Here is a 19,168-nt window from a genome sequence, read left to right as displayed (position 1 = left end):
TTCGTAAAATAAACGTTGTTGTTAAAAAGCCCAGCGTGGATCGCCGATTGCCGTTCCGGTAGTGCTCGAGGTTCTCAACGTTGAGCCTACTGGCAGGGTAAAATCGGTGGTTGTTGCTGTCCAGCCTAAGTTTTGCTGTTGTGTTACACTTAGGGTTGCCGCGCTGAATGTTAAGGCTGTGCCTGCTGTTAACGCACTGTTCAGGTTAAAATAATTGGTATTCGAAATGGTAATCGAACTCCCCGCTCCTGTACCCCTTATGGCTGCTGCATTAACCGTTCCAGATTTTGGTGTATTGGCCAAAATGCTGTTCTGGATGCTGAAATTGATCGGATTGGTAGCTGCATCCAACAAGGCATATTTACTGCTTCCGCCAAATGCATTGAAGGTAGAATAACTGATCAAAACGGTTGGTGTTTGATCAGCAATAAAAGGTGTTGAACTAATTACCAGGCCAGGACCACAATTGTAAAAAGTAGATTTCGATACCGTAAGCGTATTAAACTGCAACTTGGTAATGTTAAAGGTATAATATGTTGATGTTCCATTTGCCCCCATATCGTAAACAATAGAGTTATTAACAGTAATACCTGTAATTTTAAAATCTTTCACCGCAGCACCCCTGTCTCCCCGCAAAAACGCGGTAGTAGAGCCATGTGCAATACAGTTATCAACTATAATGTTGGTGAAAGTTGCGGCTGCACCAACATTGGTTTGCGAGCCAATTAGGTTGATAAAATAAGGCGAAGCTCCTATTGTACCATCAAGTTCTAATCCGGATAACGTTAAACCAGCTCCTGTGCCTTCTAAATCGAATTCTTTATAGTTGATTTTTGTATCTGTAGCGGTGCCGGATGTCGATTTTAGGGTGATGGTTTTTTGCGTAATAAATGTTGTTGCCGCAGTTAAATTATAGGTGCCCGGGTTTAAGCCGATCACTGCACCGTTTGCTGCTGCGGCAATGGTAGCTGCCAGATCGTCGGTAGCAGAAATTACAGTAGTGTAGCTGGTAGGCATTTGGGTAGTAAAAGTAGTGATGCCTTTGCTCTTAGTGCCAGCGAACAACTCTGCACTGTATTTAATCCCTGCAGTTAAACCGGTAATGGCTTTTAATCCTGCAGTTGCATCTCCTGTACTTAAAGTGGCTGTTATTGTATTTCCAGTTGAAGGTGTTAATACGATAGATGTAAGACCAACTGTCGGGGCATATCGCAGGGTAATGCCGGTTTCTTTGATCTCCGAATCCCTAACTGGTAAAAATAACTGGATCCCTGTTAATTGAAACGATGAGCTTACAAGGTATTTAGATTCCGGCTGTGTTTCAGTTGCATTCGCTTTTACCCTTGCAAAATATTTTGTTCTGACAGCTAAATTGTCTTCGGTTACCGAAATGCCGGTGGTATCGGATGTGGTGGAATATTTTATGCTAGAGAAGAGCGAGTCGGTAGAAAAATCGATACTGTATTTTAATGCTTTCCCTGTAGACATTAATGGTGCCGTCCAAGTTAGTTTTGCAGAAATTGCAGATGCGCTAACTTTAACATCACTAGGTTTAAAAGAGCGCGCAGCTTCTGTTGGCTGATCATCTTTCTTACAGGCTGAAATGGAAATCACTATTCCTAAAAGGAAAGTGATTTTAAGAACCAAATGGTTAATGTATTTTTTCATGATTAATACCTAAAAAGCAGTTAATAACTAGGATTTTGTTTAATTTTTGGGTTCTGGATAAGTGCTGTTGCCGGAAATGGGAACAGTGATTTTGCCGGAACATAACCTGGGGCAACACCTTTCGCTGCACTGGTAATTACATCTTCAGTAATGTTGGTAGACCATGCCAGAGAAGTATAACCTGTTGGTGTAGAAGTTGCCGTTGTGGGCTGGAATAATGCGATATTTGCATTGCCGCCATAAAAATTGATTGTGGCTACTTCGGTAACACTTGGCGATAAATTGTAAGCAGATGCAATGTAGTAAACCGTTTTTGGTATACTGGCAAAAGTTCCGCTATTGGTCATAAACAACCTTAGTTTCGCTCTTGTTTCTTCAAGTTTTATTTGTAAAAGATTCCATCTGATTAAATCATATTTGCGGATGCCCTCGCCACCAAATTCTAACAAACGCTCTTTAACAATAGCATCAAAAAAACCTGTTTTATCCATAGGTGTGACTGGAATTTGTGTTTCGAAACCCGCATAGGCACGTTTTTGGACTTCTTGCAGTGCTGATATAGCCGCCGCCGATGGTGCGCCATTAATTTCGTTATCAGCCTCTGCATACATTAACAGCACATCAGCAAAACGAAGAATCGGCCAGTTGATCGAGAAATTTTGAGAAGTACTGGCATTGTTAAATGCTGTCCACGATTTGCGGAATTTAGAATTGGTTTGTGAGGTAGGAAGAACAGGGACTTTTAATGAAGAAGCATTAATTTGATACGAACCAATAGTTACATCTCTGCGGCAATCTTTAATTTGATCGAATTCGTAAAAATAAGTTGGTATGGCATTTACCCCTCCACCTGCCTGCTGCGAAGCATAAGACGAACCGGCGGCAAAAACCAGACCGTCGTAATAACCGATTTTACTATCAGTAGAAGCATTGGTGCCAAAAGCACCAACTTCCAACATCAGCTCGTGGGCATCATCATAACGGGTGGTGGTGTGCAGTGTTTTAAAAACATTTTCGAAATTCGGATTTAAGCTATGATCGCCCCTGTGATTCATAATGTCAAGACATTCATCTTTAGCTATTTTATAAAAATCAAGGTAATCGGCTCTTCTCACCATTGCATTTTCAGTAGCGCGGAAAGAATAACCTCCCCTTGCTAGGGCAATTCTTGCTCTTAACCCCTTAATAGCACCTTTGGTAAAACGGAAATCGCCATAACTTGGCAATTCACTTCTCCATGGCACCAGGTCCTCAGCTATTTTTAAATCAGCAATAATACGGTTATAGGTTTCATCGCGATTAACATTTGGAATATATACATCCTCCACATCGGTAGGCGCATCAAAATATGCTGGTACATCACCCCAATTACGCAATAATTCTGCATAAAACTGCGCCCTTAATGCTAAAGCCTCACCATAATAACGTTTCATTTCTGCTTTTTCGGCATCCGATCCGTTTGTGTACAATTGCGAAAGCGGAATATATTTAATGGCATAATTAGCCCTCGAAATTCCGCTGTATAACTGCAACCAAGGGTTATATAAATCGGAATTATCCGGTGTTGCGGCATACATGCTTATTCCCCTGCGGTCTGATCCGTTGGTATAATTTCCGGACGTTCTAAAGTCGTCGGCCATTTGAGGAAAAAGTGCCGATAAGCGGTTGCCATAGCCATTGTCGCCACATAGTTTATTGTAAACCCCAATTAATACGGCATTGGTGTTTGATGTACTTCCAAAAGCCGATTCGGGCGAAGTGGTTGATGGCGAAGTTACATCAAGGTATTTTTTGCACGAGGTAAATGCCATTACAGCTAACAGCACCACCAATAATTTATATTTTAAATATGCTTTGTTCATGATCAGTTCAAATTAAAAGGTAACATTTAAGCCTGCCAAAATGTAACGGCTACGCGGATAGGCTGCATAATCTACGCCCGGCGTTAATGGATTGCCTCTGCGCGTACTCGCTTCCGGGTCGTAACCAGTATAACCGGTAATGGTATAAAGGTTGTTTACAGTAGCATAAAAGCGGACTTTGTTAATTACTTTGGTTCTTGCCAATAGTTTTTGAGGTAGCGAATAACCCAGGGTAACATTCGTGATCCTTAAATAGGAAGCATCTTCGATACTGTACGAGGTTAAGAAATAGTTATTGGTAACGGGTGTCCAGATTTTCGTATCGGCGTTGGCAGCAGCAAGCTGATCCCAATTGGCAATTAAAGCACCATTTGTATTGTACCATTTCCACCTGTCGTTCATTGTCGATAACAGGTTATTGTCTTTAACATTATATTGAGAAGTAAACTCAACTTTATTGGCATTGTATTCTTTTCCGCCAACCGAGAAGTTAACAAAAATGCTCATATCAAAACCTTTGTAAGCAAATTGCTGATTTAAACCGCCGGTAAATTTCGGTTGTGCATTACCTAAAACGGTTCTGTCATCAACGGTAATTGTATTACTGGCCGTGTTGGTGGTTTTTAGTAATTTCATATCGCCCGGCGCTACAGTTGCTTTACCGATAATAGCTGCATTATCCGTTACGCCAGGTTTTAAAACCCATCTGTTTGTCGATTCGTAAGTAGCGCGATCGAAATCATCAAGGGTATAAAAACCGTTTGAAACATAGCCATAAAACTGTCCAACGGGTTTACCCACTTCAACATAGAAATCATCTAAATTATTTACCCAGCCCGAAGCAGCTTTAACCGCTGTAACGCCTGATGCAAGACCCAAAACTTTATTCCTGTTGAAAGCGATGTTAAAGCTGCTGTTGTAAGTAAAATCTTTGGTTTTAACGATCGAACCTGTTAATTGCAATTCAAGCCCTCTGTTTTGTGTAGAACCGACATTCTGAAGCTGAAATGCATTTCCCAAAATTGATGGGATATCAGCGTTTAGGATCAGGTTTTTCACGTGGTTTTGATACACATCAATTGATCCCGATAAACGGTTTTTGAATAAGCTGAAATCAACACCAAAGTTTAATGAAATGGTAGTTTCCCATTTTAACGAAGGATTGGCTAGGGCTATTGTGGCAAGTCCTGGAGTAATGGATGCATCACTCGCCGCATAACCGGCACTTACCGAATTGGTGTAAAACAACGTCTTGTATAAATCTGGGTCTATCCTGTTGTTACCTGCAGAACCATAACTCGCCCTGATTTTTAAATTATCCAACCAGTTCAACTGTGCATTTTTAATAAAGCCCTCTTCTGAAGCCCTCCATGCAAATTGTGCTGATGGGAAAGTCCCCCAGCGGTTATTTGCAGCAAATAGCGAAGAACCATCGCGCCTTACCAAAGCGGTTAAAATGTATTTGTTATCGAAAGTATAAGTGGCCCTTCCGAAATAAGAAAATAACCTGAATCCGCTTACGCCAGTTGTTGGTGCATCCTGAACCTGTCCGGTGCCGGGGCTGGCTTTCTGAATGTTTCCAAAAGCTTCTTCGGCAGTAATGTTAACCGGGAAATATTTAACCGTAGTGCTGTTCTGGTTATTATCTGATTGGTTGATCTCCTGACCGATCAAAATATCAAGTTCGTGTTTGCCACCCAGATTTGGCCGGTAATTAAGCGTATTGGAATTGGTTAGAGTTTTAGTGCTCGAATTGGCCAAAACCACAACTGGTAAACCCGCTGCATTGCGGGCTACACCGCTTAAAGGACCGTTAAAGGTATTCGTTTTACGATCGCTAAAGTTTAAACCAAGCGTACTTTTAAAGCTTAGGTTTTTTAAGATCTGGTAGCTTAAATAGGCGCTGCTGATAAAATCGTTTCGGTAATCGTATTTAAGCTCCTGATTAGCCAAGGTAATCGGATTGGTTAATAAAGTTGCACCATAATCGGCATCAAATTGATCGCCAGAATCGCCTGCGCCATTGTAAGGTTGGTAACGTACCGAGTTGCGTAAACGGTTGGTTCCTTGCGATCCAGAGCTCGAAGTACCTACGCCATCTATTCGCTGACGGCTGTAACGCAGGTTGATGCCCGTACGGAATTTATCGGAAATTTTATGGTCGAAACGAAATGAAGCAAAAGTGCGTCTATAGCCCGAGTTTAGCATAATCCCATCTTCTTGCGTATTATTTGCAGTAAAATTGAAAGTGGTGGCTTTGGTTCCGCCCGCTAAGTTTACCACCTGCGTATTCGAAAAAGCCTGACGACCAAAAACTTTGTCCTGCCAATCTATATTTTGGATATTTTTATAGATGTCGAGATCTTCAAAAGTGCCATAACGTTTGGTAAATGCATCTTTTACATCCTGCGAAGTGTTGTAATTATAAAGTTGGTATTGGTAAGAAACGTAATCATAAGGATTCATTACCGATAGTTCGTTAACAATCTGCCTTGCACCTGCATAAGCATCAAAAGAAACAGCAGTTTTCATTTCTTTACCACCTTTTGTAGTAATAATAACTACACCATTAGCCGCACGCGCACCATAAATGGCTGTCGAAGCAATATCTTTCAATACATCTATTGATTGGATCTCGTTTGGAGATAACAACGATAGCGCATTATCCAGCTGAACCCCATCTACGATATAAAGCGGGGCATTACTTTGGGTTAATGAACCTCCGCCTCTTACTTTAACCTCGATTTCTGCACCCGGAGATCCTTCGGTTGTGGTTACCGAAACGCCAGCAAGTTTCCCTGCCAGTGCCTGTGCAGCAGTGCTTACCGGGAAATCGGCCAGATCTTTAGCTGTTACACTTGATACTGCAGAAGAAAGTTTATCCCTTGAAACCGTTCCATAACCCACATTTACAGTTACCTCCTGAAGGTTGTTTGCATCTTCTTCCAGGCTAACATCAACTTTTGTTTGGCTGGTTACAGTGACGTTCCTGGTTTTGTAACCTACATAAGTAAACGTTACCGTGGCACCATTGGATGGAATATTGATTTTATAGGTTCCGTTTGCATCGGTACTGGCTGCAATTTTAGTATCTTTAACGTTTACGCTAACGCCTACCAGTACCTGCCCGTCGGCTTTATCCTTTACAGTTCCTGTTAATTGTCTGTTTTGTGCTTGAGCGACAGATAATCCAAAAAAAGAGAAAAATGCTAAAAAGAGTAGAACTCTGCTCATAAATTATTTATTTGAAGTGATTTGGTTATTTTAAGATGCTGCAACCGCTTGCAGATAGAATATAATTCTATTTCGGAATGTTATTGTTTGTTTATATTTGGTTACGTTGAGGTAACAATTTTACAAACTAAAAACCGTTTGAAACTAATTTTAACTAAAAAACTGTGCAAACGTTCCCAAAAACGTTAGTTTAACGTTTATTAATATTGGTGAGTGAATCCCCTTAAAGAGATATTTTTTGTAACTTGTACGCAATACGAAAAATGAGATTTGAAACATCTACCATAAAAGATATTGCTAAAGCATTAGGGCTGTCTACCTCTACGGTTTCCCGTGCCTTAAGAGATCGTTACGAAATTAGTGAGGAAACTAAAAAATTGGTTTTGGCTTATGCCGAAAAGGTTAATTACCGTGCTAATCCAATCGCCAGAAGTTTAAAGGAGCGCCGTAGCTATTCTATCGGCATTATTGCAAGTGAAATTGCCAATAACTTTTTTTCACAGGTTATAAATGGCATTGAATCAATTGCTTACGATAAAGATTATCATGTTATTATTTCTCAAAGCCACGAGTCGTACAAGCAGGAAAAGCTAAACGTAGAACACTTGGCATCGCGTTCTATTGATGGTTTATTAATTGCGCTTTCTTCAGAAACTCAGGACATCGATTATTTAAGAGATTTATACGCCAAGGGCTTACCAATTGTGTTTTTTGATCGGGTGCCCGAAGATTTTGAAACCCATAAAGTGATTGCCAATAATTTTAAGGGTTCTTTTGATGCTACAGAACATCTTATTTTATCAGGAAAAAGAACCATTGCCCATTTAACGAATTCCGAAAACCTTTCGATAACGAAAGAAAGGTTAAAAGGTTATAAAGCGGCTTTGGTTAAATATCATATCGAATTTAGACCCGAACTGGTGAAATATTGCCAGCATGGCGGTATGCACAGCGCAGAACTTGAAGAAGCGGTGAAAGAACTTTTGCCGCTTAAGCCCGATGGGATTTTTATCTCGAGCGACCGCTTAACCACAGGCTGTATTATGGCCCTAAAGAAAACCAATCCTGAAGTGGCACATAAAATTGCGATAGCGGGCTTTACCAATTCTAATCTAGTCGAACTGTTTTCGCCATCCTTAACCTCAGTTAAACAGCCTGCATTCGAAATGGGACAGGTGGCCACAGAATTATTGATTTCGATGATCGAGGCTAAAAGGCCTGTAACTGAGTTTGAAACCAAGGTTTTGGATACGGAACTGGTTAAGATGGCAAAGCAGTAAGCGCCCAGCACTAAGCGTTTAACGCTACATCCAAATAAGCACTCCGATTTAACAGACGTTCTGATACGCGCTTCGTATGAAACGCTTATCGCTAGGCGCCGAACGCTACTCTCCAAACTAATTATTACCTTTGCACCATGGTAGAAATTACATTAAAAAAGGGCAAAGAAAAAGCGGCACTACAAAGACATCCATGGGTATTTTCTGGCGCATTAGAAAAAGTTAAAGGAAAACCTGAAGATGGTGATGTAGTAAAAGTTTTTGCTTTTGATCATGAATTTCTGGCCTATGGATATTTCAACAGCAATTCGCGTGTTGCCGTTCGTTTATTAGAGTGGGACGAAACACAAACTATTGATACCAGCTGGTATCAAAACCGGTTAAAACAGGCTATTGCTTCACGTCAGTTTATTTTAAACGAGCAGACCAATACCTGTCGTTTAGTGTTTAGTGAAGCCGATTTCCTGCCAGGTTTAATTGTCGATCAGTATGCCGATTTTCTATCGTTACAGATTCTAAGTTCTGGAATCGAAAAAGTGAAAGCAGAAATTGTAGAAATTTTAAAAACCGAATTAAATCCAAAAGGAATTTTTGATAAAAGTGATGCAACCGCCCGTACCCACGAAGGTTTACCCATTGAAAATGGATTACTTTGGGGCGAAAATCCTCCAGAACTTTTAGAGGTAAAAGAAAATGGAATTATTTATAATATCAATATTGCTGAAGGACAAAAATCTGGTTTTTATTGCGACCAGCGTGATAACCGAAGGATTTTAGCCAGTTATACAAAAGGTAAAAAAGTTTTAGACTGTTTTAGTTATAGTGGTGGTTTTAGCTTGAATAGCCTGGCTAATGATGCCGCTAGTGTTACCAGCGTTGATAGTTCGGGTTTGGCGGTTGAAACATTAAAGCAGAACGTAGCCTTAAACAAATTCGATGCGGCTAAAGTAACAGCGATACAATCAGATGTAAACAAACAACTCCGGGCTTTCAAAGAATCAGGAGAGTTGTTTGATGTGATTGTGCTCGACCCACCTAAATATGCACCATCGCGTTCGGCATTAGACCGCGCGGCAAGAGCCTATAAAGATTTAAATCGTTTAGGTATGCTATTGCTAGAAAAAGGAGGCTTATTGGCTACTTTCTCTTGCTCGGGTGCAGTTGATATTGAAACCTTTAAACAGATAATTGCCTGGGCTGCGCTTGATGCAGGCAAGGAAGTTCAGATTATTAAACAATTCTGCCAACCGGAAGATCATCCCGTTCGAATTTCTTTTCCAGAAGGAGAGTACTTAAAAGGTTTGTTGTTAAGGGTACTATAAATTTATCACTTACTAATCTATTTTAAAACATAAAGACACCAAAACACGAAGTTATTTTGAATGTTAACCAGGTGTTCTCGTGTCTTTGTGATAAGTTGAAATCAGCATTTGGTTAGCCAACCATTACTTTAGCGGTAATAGCAAGTCTATTCCAGGCATTAATGGTAACTATAGCCATAATAATCTGCGCTAATTCCTGTTCGTTGAAAAAGCTTGCGGCTTTTTGATAAGTTGCATCAGAAACATGGTGGCTAATTAAGGTTACTTCTTCTGTTAAAGCTAAAACAGCTTCTTCTTGCGGTGTAAATAAAGTTGTTTCTCTCCAGGCATTTAATAAATACAAACGCTGTTCGGTTTCACCTATTTTGCGGGCATCGGTTGAGTGCATATTTAAGCAAAATGCACAGCCGTTAATTTGTGATGCACGCATTTTAATCAGTTCTAAAAGAATTGGATCTAGTTTGCTGGTTGATAAATATTTCTCTAAACCATACATGGCTTGGTAAGCTGCAGGTTCTACTTTTTGGATGTTGATTCTATTTTCCATTTTATTTGTTTTTTGATTACGATGTAAAGGTCTGCAACTTAACCATCAAAAAACTTAATGTAGTTTAAGAAATGAAATGTTGATTCGTAACTTAAAAAAAGCGAATAATGAAGAGTTACTTTTTAGCCCTGATTTTACTCAGAAATTCGGGGGTGAAGCCGAGGTAAGAAGCCAGCATATACTGTGGCACACGCTGTACAAATTCAGGGAATAAACTATTAAAATGACGATATCTTTCTTCAGCGGTTTGGCTATACAGGAATTTTATCCTTCTTTGCGATGCCTGGTGGTTTTTTTGCAGAATCAACCTAAAATACCGTTCCAGCTTGGGTAATTTATGGAACATTTCATCATAATGATGATGCTCAATGGCAATCACCTCGGTGGCTTCTGCCGCCTGGATATAAAATTCGGATTGTTCCTGAAAAAGAAAGCTGGTTAGATCGGTAATCCACCAGTTTTCGATTGCAAATTGAGTGGTTTGTTCAGCGCCCTTTATGTCAATAAAATAAAGCCTTAAACAGCCTTTTACTACAAAATAATTCGCTCTGCAGGTTTGTCCTTGTGCTAATAAAAAAGCCTTCTTTTTAACGGAAAAAGATTTGAGAAACGGGGCAAGAATTTCCTGCTCATCGTTACTCAAATCTATAAATTTATTAATGTGCCTATAAAGTGCGCTACCCATTGCTGTACTATTGATTAGCTAAAATAGGCATAATTATAAAAATGGATATACACCTTTAAAATGTAAAAGCCTTTAACTCCGATAGCGCTTCGGGGCCATAATTTTTTAAAGCTGACGTTATTTTCTGTGTTAAACCTTTGTTATCGATGGGTTTTCCTTTAGTTGGTGGGGTTAGATCTTTTTCTGGAACAGTAACCTCTGTTACTTTGGTAGCAAACCAGGTGATATTTTGATGTGGCAATGCCAAACCTAAAATCATCCCTGGTAATCCGGTAAAAGATTCTGGTCCGCCAGAAACTGCAATCTGGTTTGAGTAATAAGCCACTACGTAAATCGAATCCATAATAATGGCATTTGCCCTACGACATTCGTAACCTGCAATTTCTCGTGTTTCGTCGGTAATTTTCCAATTAATCTTACGCAAACTGTCTTTAACGAGGTAGGTATCTTCATAAACCGCTTTTTGCGAAATACTTGTATTGGCCGTATAATCAGTGGCGATGGTATTTTTTAGATCAACAAGAGCGTCTCTCGCCGCCCAGCTTGGATTTAGAGTTTCATCTACAGCTGGCCATTTATATAAACTCTTATCGCTATTAAAGCTTAAAATACTTTTAGCAACCTTAAATTGAGGATTGTTCTTTTTGTACTGATCGAAAGCAGGCACCATATAACTTTCGTTATCTTTATTGATTTTCTTTTTGATTATAGCATATATATTAGACTTTTTCTCAAATTCGATCACACCATTTTTTATGAAGTGTATATTTTGGGCGAAAAGATCGTTGCTGATGAAAATAACAGCAAATAAGACGATATATTTTAGTGTAGTTTTCATGATAATTATTTTTGTGTTTTAATACCGCCGCCCATTTTGCTAAAATCCCATGATACAGAGAATATTAAATATCTCCTGATGGTAGTATAACTGCTTTGACTAATCATGGTATTATATGCCGAACGATTAAAACCAATATTCTGATTTAAAATATCATTTACAGTTGCCGAGAATCTTAAATTTTCCGATTTAAAGAATTTTTTGCTAATCGATGCATTCCAGATAAGACGCTCAAAGCTTTCTTTAAGTACCTGTGTTTTTCCATTGTATTGATATTCTGCATCTGTTGATATTTCAAATTTGCCAGGTAATTGGGTATTACCTGAAGCATAGCCGCTCCATCCCCATCCATCACTATTGCTGCCAACACTTGTTCTCGCTATATTGAACGAGGGGCCAAAGCGGGTATAAAAACTATAACTTTTATCTTTATACTTCGAAAAATTGATGCCCCCGCTATAACTATAGTTTTTAGTGTTATTTAAGGTCCTGCCTAAATTGGTAGTAATAAAGTTGTAAGCAGAACTTCCACTTGCGTTTGCATTTAAACCAACATTTATTTCACCAAGCGCATTTATTTTCCTGCTTACTTGTCCATATAAATAGAAATTTGTTTGCATTCTATCATTATAATTGATGTACCGATAGGTACTTTTACCAACACCATCAGTGGTTACATCGCTAATAATTGGATTTGCAGTAAAGCTGTAAGAAGCATTTAACCAAACCGATTGATCGGTTAAAACTTTGTAAGCGCTATAACTCGCACTAACATTGCTTCTAAACGAGGGTCTTAAATCTTGATTTCCTTCCACGACATTAAATGGATCATTATTTACCCTAACTGGCTGTAGTTGATCGAGTGAAGGCTGATTGGTATTGCCGTTGTAATTAATCCGTAATGATTTTTGCTGAGAAAAACGATATTGATAAGATGCTTGCGGCATATAATTAATAAAGTTTCTTACATAGGTTTTATTGTGGTAAATATCATTCTGCTTAAAATTTACGTCACTAAACTTCGATCCAAAATTAATAACAGTTTTACCTTTTTTATAATTGAAAATTGCACCTGCCTGGTTAATGGTTTGGTTCAGCTCGAAGTTGTTACTGTAAAGCGTATCTAAAATATCATATCTGCCACTTCCTGATTGGTTAAAAGATAAACGATCTGATTTTCCGTTCATTAAACTTAGCCCATAGTTAATAATTACAGTTAAAGTTTTTGAAAGAGGTTCCGTATACGCCGCATTTAACCTAAAGGCACTATTTGTAATATTGTTAGCTTTTAATTGGTTAGTATGGATGTTTATTGTATCTGTTCCAACTGTATCCGCTCTTTTATTAAGTGAGTTTAAGTATCCTTCACTGTTACTTTTGTTGATTGATTGATTTAAGTTTAATGATAATGTGCGCCCTTTTTTCTTCAGTTTTTTGGTGAATAAAACGTTCATGTTAAAACTTTGATCATCCACCTCATTGCTTAGCGTTCTGTTTGATGAATTTAGGAATTTATCATTTTTACCAAGGGTTTTGGTTTCAAAATGGCTTGAGGTGTTACTTTTTTTCAATGCGCCATCAACATTAACTTTCATGGTTAAAGTCGTATCGATTTTTAGCTCATACATTGCATCAAGCTTTTGCCTGAACATGTCTTTGTCGAATGATTCATCAGATGTGCTGTTCTGTACGCCCGATTCCAAATTGTTCTGACTTATTGAGTTTCTATTACCCTGAACCCTGATCGATCCAATTTTATAATTCGTATTAAACGATTCTTTATCCTTATTCCATTTGTTATCAAAATGCAGGCCGCCAGTTCTCGCTACGGGTATACCCTCACCATTATATTGTCCGTCATAACTTTCAAAATCATCGCCGCCACTACTAAAATACATTCCACCATCATCACTCATCGTCAGGCCACCAGAGCCCCCATATTTATCCCTATCATCCCAACCTAAGCCTACTGTACCATTGTTGCCTAAAATGCCGTAGGCCGAAAATTTCTTTTTGCCCCAAAATTTATTAAACATGGCCTGACCCTGATAAAAATCTTTCGTGCCATAACCACCTTGTACTTTACCGAAATAGCCGTTCTTTTTATCTTCTTTTAGTTTAATGTTAAGTGTTTTAGTTTTTTCGCCATCATCAATGCCGGTAAAACTAGCTTGATCGCTGGCTTTATCATAAAGTTGAACAGATTCTACCATATCAGCCCGAAGATTTTTGGTTACCAGCGTGGGGTCATCACCAAAAAATTCTTCACCATCTACCAATACCTTTGGGACACTTTTGCCTTGAGCTGTAATTTTCCCATCCTTATCTATCTGAAAACCTGGAAACTGTTTAATTAAATCTTCTACCTTCGAATTAGGTTCGATATTATATGCTTTCGGATCAAACTCTGTGGTATCACCTTTAATTTTTATGGCTGTTCTGTTCCCTTTAATAATTACATCGGCAAGAATTTTGGCCATCCCGGTAAGATTAATTTTTCCATAATCTTTAACCTGAGTGGTAGAATCGAGCGTAAAATGATCTACAAAATCTGCATACTTAGGATAAGAAACCAATAAGATAAACTTTCCATTTTTAATGCCAGTAAGTTCGAATGAGCCATTTTCTGCTGCACGGGTAAATTTTACCAAAGTAGAATCTTTTGCATTTAAAACGGCAATAGATGTTCCTGATAAAAGCGTTGTCGATGCTGTATCAATCGTTCGGCCTTTAATCGTGTGTAGACCCTGCGCCTTGGAATAAGTTGTGATAAAAATAAAAAAGCACAGCGAGAGTAGTAGGCGTTTCATAGATAGGATTTTGTTTTGTTTGCCGAATATAAAACTAATATGTTAGTTGTGTATAATGCTTTAACCTTTTTTAACATTATTGCCTAATAGTCAATTCATTTTAATCTTTCAGGTTTACAACAAATCATTTTTCATATAGGTTAATTAGGCGTTCGTCTATAAATACAAGCCCATGGTATAATAGCCCATAATTGGCTGAAACGTTTTTGATAGTATATAGTCTTAATTACAAAACCACCTAATAATTAGGGATTTAAAATAAAGATTTATAAACATAAAAATATTAAGATCATGAAAACTTCTATCAAAAATTTATTCGCAGCAGCATTAGTAATGGTTACTTTAAGCAGCACAACAGTAGTAGCAAACGCAACAGAAAATAATACCAGCTACACTGCATTAACAAAAGTTAAAAACATAAGCAAAATTGTAGTTTCCGGAAATGTGAAACTTATCCTTGTTCAGGATGCCAAAGAAAGTGTTGAGGTTTATGATCAGTATTATACCAAAAATGCGTTGGTGCAACAGCAGGGCGAAGAACTTAGGATCAGCTCTTTTGATAAAAATACCCTAACCGTAATTGCCCACGTAAATAATTTAACTGCCATCGAAGCTTCAAATACTGCAAGTGTAAACACTGCCGGAAATTTCAACCTGTTAAACCTAAGCATTGTTTTAAATGATGAGGCATCGGCAGATATTAAAGCCAATACGGTTAATTTATCAACAAATATTAAAGATGGCGCATCATTAAAATTGGAAGGCACTACCGATACACACCAAGCTGTTTTGGGTGTAGCATCGAAAATAAACATGGACGGTTTTACCGCTCAAGAAAGTAGTATCAGATTAACAGGAAAATCACTTTTAGCAAACAACAACAAATCCCGCTACGATGATATACAAGTAGATATACTAGAAAAACTATTCTAACTCCATTATATATTTTACCAGAAAGGCACTAAATTTTAAATTTAGTGCCTTTTTTATTTTAAAAAGATGATCGTTTGTTACAAACGAGGACAGGTTTACAAATCAAATTTTATCCCCTGTGCTAAAGGCAGTGTATTCGAATAATTGATGGTATTGGTTTGTCTGCGCATATAAGCTCTCCAGGCATCCGATCCACTTTCACGGCCACCACCGGTTTCTTTCTCACCACCAAAAGCACCACCAATTTCTGCACCTGAAGTACCGATATTTACGTTGGCTATGCCACAGTCAGATCCGTTAGCGGATAAGAACTGCTCAGCCTCTCTTAAATTCAAGGTCATAATGGCCGATGATAATCCTTGAGGAACGGCATTTTGCAAGGCAATGGCCTCCTCTAATGTTTTGTATTTAATCAGATATAAAATAGGCGCAAATGTTTCATGCTGAACAATGTTAAAATCATTCTGAACTTCGGCAATACATGGTTTTACATAACACCCGCTTGTATAAGCATCGCCAGATAAAACGCCTCCTTCTACCACGAAATTGCCGCCTTCGGCCTTACATTTTGTAATCGAATCTAGGTAAGCTGCAACTGCATCGGTATCAATCAGTGGACCAACGTGGTTATTTTGATCTAATGGATCGCCTATGCGCAACTGTCCGTAAGCTTTAACCAGTTTAGCGGTAAAAGCATCATATACACTTTCGTGTATAATTAATCTTCTGGTAGAAGTGCAGCGCTGGCCTGCGGTACCAACAGCACCAAATACAGCACCAATTAAACTCATATCTAAATCAGCATGTTCTGAAATGATAATGGCATTATTGCCGCCTAGCTCCAACAGGCTTTTCCCTAACCGTGCACCAACAGCTGCGCCAACTGCCTTGCCCATCCTTGTAGAGCCGGTGGCAGAAATTAAAGGGATCCTTCCATCATTTGTCATCAGTTCTCCAACTTCCCTATCGCCTAAAACAAGGTTACAAACGCCTTCGGCTATGTCGTTGTCTTTAAAAACCTTTGCAATAATATGTTGGCACGCAACGGCGGTTAAAGGGGTTTTTTCTGATGGCTTCCAGATGCAAACATTGCCGCAAACCAAGGCCAGGGCGGTATTCCAGCTCCACACGGCCACAGGAAAATTAAAGGCAGAAATAATGCCTACAATTCCCAAAGGATGCCATTGTTCGTACATGCGGTGGCTCGGGCGCTCGCTGTGCATGGTTAAACCATAAAGCTGCCTCGATAAGCCCACGGAGAAATCACAGATATCGATCATTTCTTGTACTTCGCCAAGCCCTTCCTGCAAACTTTTGCCCATCTCGTAAGAAACTAAGGTGCCCAAAGCATCTTTGTTTTCGCGTAATGCGTCACCAAACTGGCGTACAATTTCTCCTCTTTTAGGCGCTGGAACCGTACGCCACGCTGTAAATGCTTCCTGCGCTTTAAGTACAACAGCATCATAATCAGAAGCACTTGCAACCTTTGCCGAAGCAATCAGCTTACCATCAACAGGAGAAAAACTTTCTAATGTATTTGGATTAAGTTCACCGCCCCAATAACTGCCTGTACTATAGGCGTCATTGCTTGCATTAATGCCCAGTTTGTTTAAAATGGATTGAATATCTGTAGTCATATATCTAACGATTTACACAAAAAAACAAAAAAATAAAGGAAAGTAGGTATGTTTACCGCTTATCTTATCACAATCGGCTGAAACCCTTACTTAATAGAAAGATCAAATTATTCGTGATTCTCTTTTACACATTGAGTTGGGGCTTAAGTGCAAAACAGAATATTAATTAGATTTTGTAGAGATCTGTCCAATAACTTTCTTAAATAGTGCTCCTTTTTCATAGCCTGACCATTTGGAGACGATCTTGCCTTGTGGATTGATTAGTACAAAAGTAGGATAACCAGAAACACCATATTTGATGATCGTTTCACCATAAAATCCTTTCCCATCCCAGAGGCTTAGCCATTGAGGTTGATCTCTATTTAAGCCCTTTAACCAAGTTTCCTTCCCTGCATCACATGAAAAGGAGACTACTGATAAATTATCATTGAGCTTTTGAGAGATTTCCTTTAACTCTGGAATGGATTCAATACAAGGGCCACAGAAAGTAGTTGAAAAATCCAATAATATATACTTGCCCGACAACTCAGCTAAAGAATGTTGCTTAGCATCTTTATCGAAAGCATAAAAATTGTAGAAACTATCTCCTTTATCGATAATCTCCCCAACCTTTAAATACGTATCAATTCTTTTTGCATATAAAGTATTCTTAAAATCTGCATGGAGAGAATTGTAAAATTTACGTATTGTGTCTCTTGGAAAGTCATTTTTAAGATAGAAAAGAGCATCGAGCGCTTCGAAACTATTTAAATTCTGCCTTACAAAATTCATTCTTGTAATCCTGTCTGTACTATCTATTTTCCCAATCACCTTCCATATCGCTTTAGCCTTTAATTTCGCGCTATCTCCTGTCAGTGCAAAATATTCCGCTACTAATTTATTCCGTTGCTTATAACCTGCTTTAGTCAAGTCTATCATTTTATTATGCATGTCCTGTGTTTTTGATCCCGTTATCTTCAGGTCAAAAGGAAAATCCTTAATGTCTCCCTTTACATTAATTTTTTCATTTCCCATTAGTAAGGTAAAATAGTAAAACTCCTTGGCTACAGTTGTTTTTACCCATAATGATTGAGGTGTTTTCCTAAGCGTGCCTTTGAAACTTAGAACATTATTTTTGATTATGGCGCTATCAATGTCGGTATCAAGCTCCGAATCGTTTAAGTAAAACTTAGTTCCATTTTCAAAGCCAGTAATTTGTGCGTTAATAACATACTGCTGGGCAGAAACGAGCGTGGTGATGCAGATTGCAATAAGGAGTAATAGCGCATTTTTCATATTAGACCAAAATAAGGATTTACCTTTATGAAAACAATATTTTATGAGAGCACATTTTCTAGTGCCTACACAAGCTTAGCTTTAGCATAATTCTTAATATCTTACCCTAATTTTACTCAATACTACTATTCAATGAAAAAAATTAAACTATTATTCATTGCCCTTTTAGGCTTCGGACTCAGCCTTAACGCACAACCCAAGAAGGCAACGAACTCTCTTTTATGGGAAATTTCTGGTAATGGGCTAAAAAAGCCTTCCTATCTATTTGGCACGCATCATTTAATAGGGGCTAAATTTGCAGATACCATGAGGGTTTTGCAGGAGAAATTGAAATCGGCCGATGCGGTAGTGGGTGAAATTGTAATGGATAGTACCATACAGAAGAAAATGGCGCCTTTTTTAATGATGAAAAACAACACACTCGATAGTTTATTAACAAAAGCAGAATTTAAAGAGGTAGAAGATCATTTCAAAACCAAACAGCCCGATTTTGAATTAAAGGAGCTAAACAACTTTAAGCCTGCAATGGTGTCGTTTATGATGGTGTTTTTTGATAATGCAGATCTATTAAAAGATGCAGGAGAAGGAATTGATAATAGTTTCCAGGCATATGCTAAAAACAATGGTAAATCATTGTATGGGTTAGAAACAGCCGAGTATCAGGGAGCACTTTTATTCGATAATGATCTGCAAAAACAAAAGAAAGCATTGCTGAAATCGATTAGGGAGGGAGATAAAAGCAAACAAAAAATGGAAGAGCTGAAAACGTATTATATCACCCAGGACATCGATAAATTAACCGATTTTTTTAAAATACAAGATGAGGAAACCAAAGAGTTTATGACCGAAGTGTTAAAAAATCGAAATAAAAGATGGTTGGATCAATTACCTGCCTTAATGCAAAACCAGTCGCTGTTTATAGCGGTCGGAGCGGGTCATTTAGTAGGTACTGAAGGTTTGATAAAAGGACTGCAACTTAAAGGTTACATTTTGAAGCCTGTAGCAACCAATTAAATGTTTTAATGTGTTTGTAAAAACAAACGAAAGGGAACTACATTTGCGTTTTAACTTTAGCAC

The 19,168-nt window shown here is 38.5% G+C and carries 13 protein-coding genes; 4 read left to right on the top strand and 9 right to left on the bottom strand.

The window, feature by feature from the left end:
- Positions 1–21: 21 nt before the first annotated feature.
- From FHT21_RS15620 to FHT21_RS15610, 3 genes are read right to left on the bottom strand one after another with little or no spacing between them, the layout of a single operon-like run.
- Positions 22–1,668 carry a fibronectin type III domain-containing protein gene (locus FHT21_RS15620; protein ID WP_167295716.1) on the bottom strand — a complete coding sequence of 549 codons (1,647 nt, stop codon included), beginning with the start codon at positions 1,666–1,668 and terminating at the stop codon, positions 22–24.
- 20 nt (positions 1,669–1,688) lie between these two features.
- Complete coding sequence (locus tag FHT21_RS15615) at positions 1,689–3,530, bottom strand: RagB/SusD family nutrient uptake outer membrane protein (RefSeq protein WP_167295715.1); 1,842 nt, start codon at positions 3,528–3,530, stop codon at positions 1,689–1,691.
- A 12-nt stretch (positions 3,531–3,542) separates the two neighbouring features.
- Positions 3,543–6,764 (bottom strand): TonB-dependent receptor, encoded by a 3,222-nt coding sequence (locus tag FHT21_RS15610; RefSeq protein ID WP_167295714.1) that lies wholly within the window; start codon positions 6,762–6,764, stop codon positions 3,543–3,545.
- 263 nt (positions 6,765–7,027) lie between these two features.
- Between FHT21_RS15610 and FHT21_RS15605 the strand changes: the two genes are divergently transcribed.
- Entirely contained in the window at positions 7,028–8,044 is a 1,017-nt protein-coding gene (locus tag FHT21_RS15605; RefSeq protein WP_167295713.1) for a LacI family DNA-binding transcriptional regulator, read from the top strand.
- A 137-nt stretch (positions 8,045–8,181) separates the two neighbouring features.
- A complete protein-coding gene (locus tag FHT21_RS15600; protein ID WP_167295712.1) occupies positions 8,182–9,366 on the top strand; it encodes a class I SAM-dependent rRNA methyltransferase in 1,185 nt (394 codons plus the stop codon).
- Between the two features lie 112 nt (positions 9,367–9,478).
- On the opposite strand, the gene FHT21_RS15595 is transcribed toward FHT21_RS15600, so the two are convergent.
- The 4 genes from FHT21_RS15595 to FHT21_RS15580 form a co-directional block, all read right to left on the bottom strand.
- On the bottom strand, positions 9,479–9,913 hold the full coding sequence (locus tag FHT21_RS15595) for a carboxymuconolactone decarboxylase family protein (RefSeq protein WP_167295711.1): 435 nt from the start codon (positions 9,911–9,913) through the stop codon (positions 9,479–9,481).
- A 115-nt stretch (positions 9,914–10,028) separates the two neighbouring features.
- Entirely contained in the window at positions 10,029–10,598 is a 570-nt protein-coding gene (locus FHT21_RS15590; RefSeq protein WP_167295710.1) for a Crp/Fnr family transcriptional regulator, read from the bottom strand.
- Between the two features lie 55 nt (positions 10,599–10,653).
- On the bottom strand, positions 10,654–11,436 hold the full coding sequence (locus FHT21_RS15585) for a GLPGLI family protein (RefSeq protein ID WP_167295709.1): 783 nt from the start codon (positions 11,434–11,436) through the stop codon (positions 10,654–10,656).
- Positions 11,437–11,441: 5 nt separating this feature from the next.
- On the bottom strand, positions 11,442–14,246 hold the full coding sequence (locus FHT21_RS15580) for an outer membrane beta-barrel family protein (RefSeq protein WP_167295708.1): 2,805 nt from the start codon (positions 14,244–14,246) through the stop codon (positions 11,442–11,444).
- A 291-nt stretch (positions 14,247–14,537) separates the two neighbouring features.
- Here FHT21_RS15580 and FHT21_RS15575 point away from each other — a divergent pair, with 291 nt between their 5' ends.
- Positions 14,538–15,179 carry a DUF2807 domain-containing protein gene (locus FHT21_RS15575; RefSeq protein ID WP_167295707.1) on the top strand — a complete coding sequence of 214 codons (642 nt, stop codon included), beginning with the start codon at positions 14,538–14,540 and terminating at the stop codon, positions 15,177–15,179.
- A gap of 95 nt (positions 15,180–15,274) precedes the next feature.
- Here the strand turns inward: FHT21_RS15575 and FHT21_RS15570 are convergent, their stop codons facing one another.
- Both FHT21_RS15570 and FHT21_RS15565 read right to left on the bottom strand, forming a co-directional pair.
- A complete protein-coding gene (locus FHT21_RS15570) occupies positions 15,275–16,816 on the bottom strand; it encodes an aldehyde dehydrogenase family protein (RefSeq protein WP_167295706.1) in 1,542 nt (513 codons plus the stop codon).
- A gap of 162 nt (positions 16,817–16,978) precedes the next feature.
- Positions 16,979–18,091, bottom strand: coding sequence for a TlpA disulfide reductase family protein (locus tag FHT21_RS15565; protein ID WP_167295705.1), 1,113 nt, complete (start codon positions 18,089–18,091; stop codon positions 16,979–16,981).
- A gap of 132 nt (positions 18,092–18,223) precedes the next feature.
- Here FHT21_RS15565 and FHT21_RS15560 point away from each other — a divergent pair, with 132 nt between their 5' ends.
- Positions 18,224–19,105, top strand: coding sequence for a TraB/GumN family protein (locus FHT21_RS15560; RefSeq protein WP_167295704.1), 882 nt, complete (start codon positions 18,224–18,226; stop codon positions 19,103–19,105).
- The last annotated feature ends 63 nt before the right edge of the window (positions 19,106–19,168 follow it).

This window comes from Pedobacter sp. SG908 (assembly GCF_011759615.1).
GTDB classification, from domain to species: domain Bacteria; phylum Bacteroidota; class Bacteroidia; order Sphingobacteriales; family Sphingobacteriaceae; genus Pedobacter; species Pedobacter riviphilus.
The sequence above is the reverse complement of the archived record's forward strand: the minus strand, read 5'-3'. Positions and strand labels throughout refer to the sequence as shown.

Coding starts and splice junctions, on each gene's coding strand:
- FHT21_RS15620 (WP_167295716.1), bottom strand. CDS start 1,668: ATGAAAAAATACATTAACCATTTGGTTCTTAAAATCACTTTCCTTTTA.
- FHT21_RS15615 (WP_167295715.1), bottom strand. CDS start 3,530: ATGAACAAAGCATATTTAAAATATAAATTATTGGTGGTGCTGTTAGCT.
- FHT21_RS15610 (WP_167295714.1), bottom strand. CDS start 6,764: ATGAGCAGAGTTCTACTCTTTTTAGCATTTTTCTCTTTTTTTGGATTA.
- FHT21_RS15605 (WP_167295713.1), top strand. CDS start 7,028: ATGAGATTTGAAACATCTACCATAAAAGATATTGCTAAAGCATTAGGG.
- FHT21_RS15600 (WP_167295712.1), top strand. CDS start 8,182: ATGGTAGAAATTACATTAAAAAAGGGCAAAGAAAAAGCGGCACTACAA.
- FHT21_RS15595 (WP_167295711.1), bottom strand. CDS start 9,913: ATGGAAAATAGAATCAACATCCAAAAAGTAGAACCTGCAGCTTACCAA.
- FHT21_RS15590 (WP_167295710.1), bottom strand. CDS start 10,598: ATGGGTAGCGCACTTTATAGGCACATTAATAAATTTATAGATTTGAGT.
- FHT21_RS15585 (WP_167295709.1), bottom strand. CDS start 11,436: ATGAAAACTACACTAAAATATATCGTCTTATTTGCTGTTATTTTCATC.
- FHT21_RS15580 (WP_167295708.1), bottom strand. CDS start 14,246: ATGAAACGCCTACTACTCTCGCTGTGCTTTTTTATTTTTATCACAACT.
- FHT21_RS15575 (WP_167295707.1), top strand. CDS start 14,538: ATGAAAACTTCTATCAAAAATTTATTCGCAGCAGCATTAGTAATGGTT.
- FHT21_RS15570 (WP_167295706.1), bottom strand. CDS start 16,816: ATGACTACAGATATTCAATCCATTTTAAACAAACTGGGCATTAATGCA.
- FHT21_RS15565 (WP_167295705.1), bottom strand. CDS start 18,091: ATGAAAAATGCGCTATTACTCCTTATTGCAATCTGCATCACCACGCTC.
- FHT21_RS15560 (WP_167295704.1), top strand. CDS start 18,224: ATGAAAAAAATTAAACTATTATTCATTGCCCTTTTAGGCTTCGGACTC.